Below are 9,387 nucleotides of genomic sequence, written 5' to 3'. Positions count from 1 at the left end.
TAGACCTTTTTTGTAAACCCACAGACAGATACATGAGAGAATAAGAACTCACATACTGTATTAATAAATACAATTACACCCTTACCCAGGGTTTCGAATTGATCTTCACCTAAAAAAACAGTAATCGAGGTAAACTAGTGAAATTTTTTAAATTATCTAAAAAAACTGCCGAAAAACTCACTCCCTATATTCTTTATGCGGAGCCACCAGAAGGTAATACTGTGGTGTGCATCGCGATAAAAGAAGGAGGAAATAAAAAAGTATTATTAAAAAAAGGAGATATTGATGGAAACGAAACCCTTTATAGTGCTGATTTAGATTATGAAACCTCCGATCAAATGATGCCTGATGAAGAAAACTTTGATGGCGAAATAGCAGAGTTCACCCAGTCTGATGAAAAAAAGACCTCGCATTTTGATGATGAAATAGATGCACATGAAAAAGAATTTGCTATATCAAGAGAAATATTTTGCTCTGAACTTATCCGTGATATAGATGCTCAATGTAGCCCCAAATACAACCGTTATTATAAGGCTGAGACCATGAAGCCTTTAATAGGTCCTGATTTTATTAGTGATTTCCACTCATGGGAATCCAGTTATAACTATGAGCATCAGACCATTCTGGGTCATAAAATCAATAATCAGGGACTCATTCAATTTCCTGATCAATTAAAACGCGTACGAGGTTTGGGTACCTGTGCTGTTTTATTAGTCCTGCTTGGTAAAGATGACCGATTTAATAATAATTGGGGATTAGTTGAAAAAGGAAATCACCTGCAAGTGACTTTAATTGATTTCGGACGTTGCCTATCAACAATAATGTATCCCAATGGCCAAGAAACGAATATTGAAAATACATTTAGCGAACCATTAGACATGGTAAAAACAATATTTCAACAATACGCGAATGCTAATACAAATGAGCCGCCTCTACCCGCATCCTTTTCGCAAGCGGCTCATATAAAATTTGAAATTTTTGAAACTATAGACAGCCTGTACCACATGTCTGTTGCCTCTATAAAAAAGAGAGCGGAAGAGAATTTTAAACTGTTTCCATTATTTAGGGAGGCGATTACCCAAGATGTAAGACGAGGTATTGAACATTTACACCGTCAGTTTAAAGACAATCCAGAATATGTAGCCGCTCAATATATTAATCGTGCCTTCAAACAAGAAGGGCTTCAGGTCAAACTAAGTGATTTGGACGATGAGACAATAACTTACCTTCTCAGTTTTTATAATTTTGCAAAGCCTTATGAGACCTCGGCAAAAGCGGAAGCTTTTCTTAAGCAGCTATCACGATGCTTCACTACTCAGGAGCATAATGAAAGTTTGCAGACATCTCCTACAGCCCAGTAAAGCAACACCGGTCGGGTCCTTGGGACCCGACAATAGGCCTGTGGTACAACCTGCATGGACGGATTAAAACAGGAAAGCCTAATAGCTCCATTAAGGCTTTTTTAGAACCATAAAATAGGCATTAACATAATCAGGTAAATGACGCGTTGCACGAGAAAACGCCTCTTTTCCAGGGTAACTGCCTGCTAAATAATCAACTTGATATAAATTATCGGCAAAAGCCCCTCCTGTATCGGCCAAAATGCCTATTTTAGAAGTCCATGTCCCAGATTGGCCAGGATATTGGACCATTAGCATTTTGCCTAAACCAAGTTGAGTTAAATCTGCCGCGAAGGTTACCCCGGGATTAACTGTTATTTTATATTCTGCATCTTTACCGTAGCCTTTCACTCCAGCAACTTGCTTAAAATACCAAAACCGTTCTTGGGCATAAGGTGTTTTGGTGCGATCATAGGCAATGTTATTATTTCTGTGGACATTAAATATCTTTTTCCCCATCCCAGAACCAAAATCAGCAACCACAGTACCTTGTAACAAGGCTGCCTCTAAATCTTCACGGCTCAAATAAGCTAATTTCGGTACATCGAGATGGTTCAAAGCGCCATGCAATATAGCCTGCTTACCGTATTTAAAACGGGTTAGTCCCGGCTGGGCATCAGCCTGCTCTAGCGTTAAATGCAGTTCATCCTTAGGGAGAGCATACAAAGCAAAAGGCATAGCCGCGGTAGGTTTGGAATTGGCCGTAGCTAAATGCACATAGTATTTAGTCATTAAAATACGGTCTTTGGGCAAATGCTGTAATAAAGGCTTATTGGCTGAAAGTTGTCGTGCACGGCTCACATCAGGATACCAGCGTATGAAATCAAAATGCTCTTTAATAAAGGCGGGATCATTCATGCGCGATTGATTTTTACATATAAACACCAAAGTAGCCTTAACTCTATCAAGAGGTATGGTCACTGCTTTACCCGCATGAATGACTTGAGGATCATAAGCCATTCCTTTATTGAGATAAGCTAGAGTTTCTTTGGCCGTAGCACAAAGCTCAATGCTTTTAAAATCAAAACGACTTTTAAACTGCGGCTGGGAATCACTGAAATGAGACGCAGAATATGCCTGATGGATAAATACTAGGCCCATAACTAACGATATAGTTTTCATTTATTCAGCCGTTTCTTTTTTCTCTTCCAAGCTACGTGATAAACCTAATTTTTCTTTCAATCGTGCGATAGCATCAGGATCAAATTGCTTCGTTGTTTTATGCTTCACAACCACCGCTGCAGAACGCGCGGGCTGAGCTGGAGCAGATTGCGGACTTCTCGGTGGATAGATTGGTAAAAAGTCATCAGGCGCAGATACAGGCTGACTGTTGCTTGCCTTGAAGCTATATCCTGATCCTTGCTGCGGTGACATAGTGGGTGGATTTGAATTTTTCTCTGATAAAATTTTGCGAGCATTTCTCACACTTTTTTCTACTCGTCTTTTTATTTTTACAGAAGCATGTTCCGCTTCTTCGTCAGTCACTTCAGAAACCACATTACCTTGTAAATCAATCCGCATTTCCCGTGCTTTAAGGCAAGTCAAATAATCAAGACGGCGAGTGAATAATACAACTGCCTCTCTTAATTTACTTTTAGAAATACCTGCTTGAACAGCTTGCTCGGCATATTCCATAATATCAGCCATAATTCCCTTCTTTAAAGGGCTAATAGAGACTGAATTATCAAATGCGTTAGGGAAAGTCACCGCAAGCCAGGACAACGCATCAAGTCTGGCTTTTTTAGATTTATTTTTTTGCTTTTTATTAATAACAGCGGTGCGCGGATGCAGCTCCTGTCTTCTCATTCTGGTACCTTTCTTGAATAGAGTAAAATAAAATGAAAATAGCTAAAGTCATTTGCTTTGAAAAAGTCTATTGACCATGCATTGGTGATTGTCATATCTGGAAATTAGATAATAGAATAATTCTGTTATTCGGTTTAGAAATGAGCACACAATGTACAGTGTTTGGCGGTTGTTTGCAAGCCCCCCTGTTCGGACTTCTTATTTATTGATTATCTCATTAGCCAAATTACCTTGAGTCAGCATATAATTAACATAAATCAAAACACCGTTTATGTTGTTAAATAAAAGTTATCCTGTACAGTTTGTCCCTTATGCTGGTGATGAAGGATAGTTGTCATACGGGATCTAGCATTAGAAATGAGGACCTAATGAAACGGATATTAATGTCAGTTCTTGCCATACTCTTACCCTGGTTAGTTCTATTGCTTTATGATAATCCAGGAGGTGCTTTCGTTGCACTAATACTGCAGGCGACAATCGTTGGTTGGCCTTTTGCCGCCGTTTGGGCTTGGCGTCTGGTTCATCCTGAGCACTCAAAAACCTAGATCTATACCAACCACACTAGGTGCTTCTTAACATAGAGCTTATTCGCAAATTTGCTCTAGAAGAGCGTTTTTTTGCTAGTATTTGCCAATAAGCTCTTGAACAAAACAGCAATGGAGAATATATGACAACTCGAGTGATAGTTAACGGAGCTAAGGGAAAAATGGGAGTCCTTGCCTGTGAAACATTAGATAATCACAACGAATTTGAGTTAGTAGGAAAACTCGGTAGACAAGATAATTTGGCTCAAATCATTAAAGATACGCAGGCACGTATCGTAATCGATTTAACGCGAGCAGATTGCGTCTATGAAAATAGTATGGCTATTATCAATGCAGGTGCTCATCCCGTTATTGGCACTTCCGGATTAATTCCATCTCAAATCCAAACATTAACAGAGCAGTGCACTACAAAAAAATTAGGTGGAATTATTGTGCCTAATTTCTCCATAGGGGCGGTTTTAATGATGATTTTTGCTGCTAAAGCGGCAGAATATCTCTCCGAAGTGGAAATAATAGAAGCGCATCATCGACAAAAGCTGGATGCGCCATCGGGAACAGCGCTAAAAACTGCAGAAATGATTGCTGCAGCAAGAACAAAGCCTAAAAATAAATTAGACCTAAAAGAATTAATTCCTGGTGCAAGAGGTAGTTTACATAATGAGATCAATATTCATTCCTTGCGTTTGCCAGGAGTGCTTGCCCGTCAAGAGGTATTATTTGGCAATTTAGGAGAAACATTATCTATCACTCATAACAGTATCGATCGCCACTGTTTTATGCCTGGGGTACTATTAGCCTGTCAAAAAGTGCTGCAATTAAACACTTTGGTGTATGGCTTAGAGCATGTACTGTAAATAGCGCCGTCCACTAAGCTTTATACAGCGTTGCAAGCTTAGTGGACGACGCTATGTTTAGATCTTGTGCCAATTCGCTAAAAATTTCATTTTTTACAAAATATGCAAACAAGATCTAAAAAATACTAATACACCAAAGAGGTTCCTTGCTTAGACTCTTCAAACAATTGATTCCACTCCCTCACTGCATTGTCCGCTAAAACCTGACTTCGCCCACATGACTTTTCACGATCAAACAATTCACGAACCCTATCAAAAACTGAATTTGTTGCTTTGGGTCTTGTTTTATCCATTTTAGGTCGCTCTAAAACGATAGAAAATATTTTCTCAACTCGCTCCACACTACTACCAGCCTGCTTATCTTGCATTACTTCTTTAATCTGTTCTATTCCTGTGGACGCATTTGGCGTTTTATAAAGCGTTGCGGTCCAGCTTGTTTTAGGTTTAAATAATTCTGGTTGCTGCATTAGTCCACTTAAAGAATCATATATTTTTCTACACGTCGTTTCACCCAAATGATCCACCATTAATTTACATAACAGGGTACCTTCAGGTACTAGTTTACTTTTTAACGCTTTATACTTACTGATATTTTTTACTTCATTATCAGTAGCCAGCCTATCATCATACTCTAAAGTTTTCTCCATGTTTAAACGTTGCTTAATAGCGTCGGCAATATCTTGAGGTAAATACATTTCAGGAGTTTTAACTCCCTCAGAACCATGAGCATTTTGCCCGGCCAACACATGCTGATGCCTTGAGATATAAAGATCAACAAATTCATTAACAAATCGTGCCCGATCATCTTTAGAAGCACCAAACTTAGGCCAGCAACCGTATTTTAATTTATAGAGGATCATGGCGTCTGTATGAATTAATTCCAAAGCTCTCCTGTCTTTACCACTAACACAAGAGGCATAACTATGGCCGCCTATAGTTAGGACGATTAAGTGCTCTAGTGAGCTTAAAAATAATTCTCTGCCATCATAATCCCAAAAGGTAGCGGATCCCATGGATGAACCTAAGACATTTTGGTAATCATCTAATAACTCTTGTAAACCAGGTGTGTCTTTTACATATTTCTGGGCAACAGCTAAAATGGTAAGGCTATCTATGTTCTCAGCTTCGGTATAATAATAGCGCTTAGCAATATTATAAGGGTGGTTATGTTGCCAAATTGCAGCATAATGTTTACTTCTTTCGACAGCAGCTCGAGCTAGTTTATACAATTCTAGATCAGGAGGTAATTCAGGAAGCCAATCCGTCACTGCACTAGGAACATAATCTACCAGATGAATAGGACTAATTAAGGTTTGCATTAAACGGGGTTTGTCCGGGTCGGCCCCCTCCATAACTTTCGCTAAATTTGAATCACAATGACGCTGCTGTACCGCTTCTGGAAATTTTAATCCATCGCGAGTTGCAATATGGCTCGATCGAACCCTTTTACCATAAAGCTCACTCGCTTCGCCTTGCGCATTAATTTTTATTAAGCGGTGAACCCCCAAATTTGAAGGAAGCGGTAATGTACGAAGGCGGCTAGACACAAAAGCAAGAGCCTCTTCTTTAGTTGTTGCATTTTTCAGCACATGCTCTAAGAAATATTGCTGGCTCGTGGGAATATTCCAATACCATTGAGGAATGGTAGGTATTAATGCAAGAGTACGCTTGAAATCGGGGCTATTTGCATTAATAGCAAGCCACCCTTTAAATTTTAATAATTTCGAGTCAATCTCTTCAGGTTTTTTCGCTAGGACCTTAATCATTTCTTGATGAGAGACAGAAAGCTTATTAAACCAAGCGGGCAATGGTAGAGCGTTTGTTGCAATTTGTTTTAATTCTGTAAGAAGGCTTAATGACTCATCCTTAATGCTATTCCAGACTTTTAAAAAATCATTCAAATCATGCATTACCGTTGCCGGATTTACATTATCTAATTGTAAATTGCACAAATAAGCCTGTTGGTGCTCTTCAAGTGTGCGAAACCAAGAGGGGGTTTTCGGATACTCTTTAGTTTTTATAGTCTCTATTTCAGAGAGCAATAAATCATAATATGGAGGAATGGATTCATCGTATTGCAATATATATTCTTTTCTGCCGTCTATTTCAAAAGGCGTTAAAGTTGCTATATCGGGGCGTCCATGGCTCATCATCATGTTAAAACAGTCAGCATCATTTAACAAAGCAATGGCTTCTTTGACAGGCTTGGCTCCAGATGGCCATTGCCAACATGCTGACAGAACATTGATTAATTTGGCATTAAATGATTCCAACTCAAGGTGTAAATCCTCAACAGACTCCTTTTGCAGATTGCACGCGGCCTTACATTTTGCGGCGTAAGTTCTTAACGTATCTGCATTAATAAAGGTAGATGGATAAGAGTCGAGAATAAATGAAAATGCCGCGTGAAGACGATTAATACTGCGTATAATGCTTGCTTTATAATCAGGAGTTTGCTGATAAGTTTCTTTTTCATTATCAGGTAGGAGTTTACCTAATGTAGCTGCTACCTTTTCTGGTAATTCCATTCCTTCCGGAACACGTAAAATTATGCCTTTTTCCATAGCGATATTCCCTTACTGCTTAAGTAATTCATTACTGTATAAATAATTCAATAAAACAATAAGTTATCAAACTGTTGAATTATTTAACCCAATCGAGATTAGATGGGGCTGTGAACTTGTTGCTCACTTGAATCCTTATGAGGTGATTCCTGGGCGTAACAGCACAGAAACTCACTGCACTGGAACCAAGATAAGTAGACATATTATCAGTCCCTAGAAAGTTAATTATCTTAATAGTTCTACTTCATGTTAAACTATAACTCTCTACAATAAATGTTAAAAGGATGTACATGAAAAGTATAGAAGTTTTTACAGGAAATTCTGAACTAGGAATTGACGAAGCGATTAAAAATGCATTAGACAACGCAGGAAACCCTTCTCATTTTGAGGTACTTGAAACTCAAGGGTCTCGAGATGATAAAGCGTGTTATCACTATCAAGCAATCTTAAAAAAAATCACGATACTTAAATGAAGCCAACTTAAGCGCGTATAGCCTGGCTGCTGGCAACCAGGAGCAAACTTGGAATCACCCCCCTCCCCGCTTGCAAGCAACCGGGCTACAATTATGCGGCCAGGATTGATTCCTTAAGTTGACATCATTAAGTGAACTCTTACAAAATTCCTGAAATAGAAAAAGCAATAGACGGAAAAGAGTATTTTGGAGTATCTTGGTGTAAATAAAAAGCAACATAAAAAGGAGTTTAGTCATGGGCTATACGGTACCTCACCACATTGGTGGTCAACTGGTCAATGAAACAAATGCAGAAAATCTCCCAATTTATAATCCCGCCTTAGGTGAAATCATCGGTCAAGTACATTTTGCCGCAAAAGCAACTTGTGACAAAGCGGTTGCCACTGCCAAAGAAGCAGGAATAGATTGGGCTCAAACTCCTGCAATTAAAAGAGCACGCATCTTATTCAAATTTCGTGATTTATTAGAAAAACATCAAATGGATTTGGCTCGTATAGTCACCCGTGAACATGGTAAGACTTTAGACGATGCCAAAGGCTCCGTAGCACGTGCTATAGAAGTTGTTGAATTACATTGTGGATTGGTCAATCAACTCAAAGGCGAGTTCTCAGCTGATGTGGCCAGCCACATTGACTGCCATACGCTAAGACAACCTCTTGGGGTTTGCGCTGGAGTATCTCCTTTCAACTTTCCAGTGATGGTGCCTATCTGGATGATGATTCCTGCTATTGCCTGTGGTAATACCTTCATTCTCAAGCCATCAGAGCAAGATCCTTCTGCTCCTATTCGCTTGCTGGAATTATTAACTGATGCCGGATTACCTGCTGGAGTGGCCAATTGTATCCAAGGAAACAAAACAACCGTAGAGCATCTGTTAGCTCATCCAGATATTGCCGCATTTACCGCCGTGGCCTCCACTCCGGTCGCTCAATCAATTTATACTACAGCAACTGCTTATGGTAAGCGCAGCCATACTTTTGGCGGTGCAAAAAATCATTGTGTTGTCATGCCTGATGCAGATTTAGATCAAGCCGCAAATGCTATTGTCGGGGCAGCTTATGGTTCAGCTGGTGAACGCTGCATGGCTATCTCTGTGGCTGTTGTTGTAGGCAATCAAACGGCAGATGCTTTAATTGCAAAAATGGCACCACAAATTCGCGCTATACGTATTGGTGCTGGCGATGTCGCCAATACCGATATGGGTCCACTGATCAGTAGTACCCACAGACAAAAAGTCTTGGCAGCCGTTGATAAGGGAATCAGCGAAGGTGCCAACTTAATCATAGATGGTCGTGCGTTTAGGCATCCAGATCACCCACAAGGATTCTTCATGGGTCCCTGCCTCTTTGATCATGTAGAAGAACATATGTCTGTCTATCAGAATGAACTTTTTGGCCCGGTTTTAGTCATAGCTCGAGTAGATAACTTTGAACAGGCTCTTTCTCTTGTCAATCGCAATCAATACGGCAATGGCACAGCGATCTTTACTCGTGATGGCTTCTCTGCGCGAGAATACAGTCAGCGTGTACAAGTGGGCATGGTGGGAGTTAATATTCCTATCCCTGTTCCCATAGCAAATCATCCTTTTGGCGGTTGGAAGCGTTCTGTTTTTGGTGATACCAACATGCATGGAGCAGAAAGTATTCATTTTTATACTCGACGCAAAACCGTGACCAGCAAATGGCCTGTTACTGAAGTAAAATCAAGTGCTTTTATTATGCCGACTCATGATTAGATAGGTTTCT

General features: G+C 39.7%; 8 protein-coding genes. 5 read left to right on the top strand and 3 right to left on the bottom strand.

Annotated elements, in window-relative coordinates:
* Positions 1–137: 137 nt before the first annotated feature.
* Positions 138–1,361 (top strand): hypothetical protein, encoded by a 1,224-nt coding sequence (locus LFA_RS00850; protein WP_045094514.1) that lies wholly within the window; start codon positions 138–140, stop codon positions 1,359–1,361.
* Positions 1,362–1,451: 90 nt separating this feature from the next.
* On the opposite strand, the gene LFA_RS00845 is transcribed toward LFA_RS00850, so the two are convergent.
* Both LFA_RS00845 and LFA_RS00840 read right to left on the bottom strand, forming a co-directional pair.
* A complete protein-coding gene (locus LFA_RS00845; protein ID WP_407927642.1) occupies positions 1,452–2,501 on the bottom strand; it encodes a hypothetical protein in 1,050 nt (349 codons plus the stop codon).
* A 21-nt stretch (positions 2,502–2,522) separates the two neighbouring features.
* Positions 2,523–3,206: a ProQ/FinO family protein gene (locus tag LFA_RS00840; RefSeq protein ID WP_045094512.1), complete on the bottom strand. Its 684-nt coding sequence runs from the start codon at positions 3,204–3,206 to the stop codon at positions 2,523–2,525.
* A gap of 368 nt (positions 3,207–3,574) precedes the next feature.
* Here LFA_RS00840 and LFA_RS20005 point away from each other — a divergent pair, with 368 nt between their 5' ends.
* Together LFA_RS20005 and dapB are read left to right on the top strand one after the other, a co-directional pair.
* Positions 3,575–3,751 carry a hypothetical protein gene (locus LFA_RS20005; RefSeq protein ID WP_172653442.1) on the top strand — a complete coding sequence of 59 codons (177 nt, stop codon included), beginning with the start codon at positions 3,575–3,577 and terminating at the stop codon, positions 3,749–3,751.
* A 122-nt stretch (positions 3,752–3,873) separates the two neighbouring features.
* Positions 3,874–4,605: a 4-hydroxy-tetrahydrodipicolinate reductase gene (gene dapB, locus LFA_RS00835; protein WP_045094511.1), complete on the top strand. Its 732-nt coding sequence runs from the start codon at positions 3,874–3,876 to the stop codon at positions 4,603–4,605.
* 125 nt (positions 4,606–4,730) lie between these two features.
* On the opposite strand, the gene LFA_RS00830 is transcribed toward dapB, so the two are convergent.
* Entirely contained in the window at positions 4,731–7,169 is a 2,439-nt protein-coding gene (locus tag LFA_RS00830) for an oxidoreductase (RefSeq protein ID WP_045094510.1), read from the bottom strand.
* Positions 7,170–7,459: 290 nt separating this feature from the next.
* Here LFA_RS00830 and LFA_RS00825 point away from each other — a divergent pair, with 290 nt between their 5' ends.
* Complete coding sequence (locus tag LFA_RS00825; protein ID WP_045094509.1) at positions 7,460–7,642, top strand: dodecin domain-containing protein; 183 nt, start codon at positions 7,460–7,462, stop codon at positions 7,640–7,642.
* 235 nt (positions 7,643–7,877) lie between these two features.
* Positions 7,878–9,377 carry a CoA-acylating methylmalonate-semialdehyde dehydrogenase gene (locus tag LFA_RS00820; protein ID WP_045094508.1) on the top strand — a complete coding sequence of 500 codons (1,500 nt, stop codon included), beginning with the start codon at positions 7,878–7,880 and terminating at the stop codon, positions 9,375–9,377.
* Positions 9,378–9,387: the final 10 nt, after the last annotated feature.

The organism is Legionella fallonii LLAP-10 (assembly GCF_000953135.1).
GTDB classification, from domain to species: Bacteria; Pseudomonadota; Gammaproteobacteria; order Legionellales; family Legionellaceae; genus Legionella; species Legionella fallonii.
Note: the sequence above shows the minus strand (reverse complement) of the source record. Positions and strands in the feature narration are given on the sequence as shown.

Bases quoted from the DNA above. Each gene is read 5' to 3' on its own strand.
- LFA_RS00820 (WP_045094508.1), top strand. From the start codon at position 7,878: ATGGGCTATACGGTACCTCACCACATTGGTGGTCAACTGGTCAATGAA.
- LFA_RS00825 (WP_045094509.1), top strand. From the start codon at position 7,460: ATGAAAAGTATAGAAGTTTTTACAGGAAATTCTGAACTAGGAATTGAC.
- LFA_RS00845 (WP_407927642.1), bottom strand. From the start codon at position 2,501: ATGGGCCTAGTATTTATCCATCAGGCATATTCTGCGTCTCATTTCAGT.
- LFA_RS00840 (WP_045094512.1), bottom strand. From the start codon at position 3,206: ATGAGAAGACAGGAGCTGCATCCGCGCACCGCTGTTATTAATAAAAAG.
- LFA_RS20005 (WP_172653442.1), top strand. From the start codon at position 3,575: ATGAAACGGATATTAATGTCAGTTCTTGCCATACTCTTACCCTGGTTA.
- dapB (WP_045094511.1), top strand. From the start codon at position 3,874: ATGACAACTCGAGTGATAGTTAACGGAGCTAAGGGAAAAATGGGAGTC.
- LFA_RS00830 (WP_045094510.1), bottom strand. From the start codon at position 7,169: ATGGAAAAAGGCATAATTTTACGTGTTCCGGAAGGAATGGAATTACCA.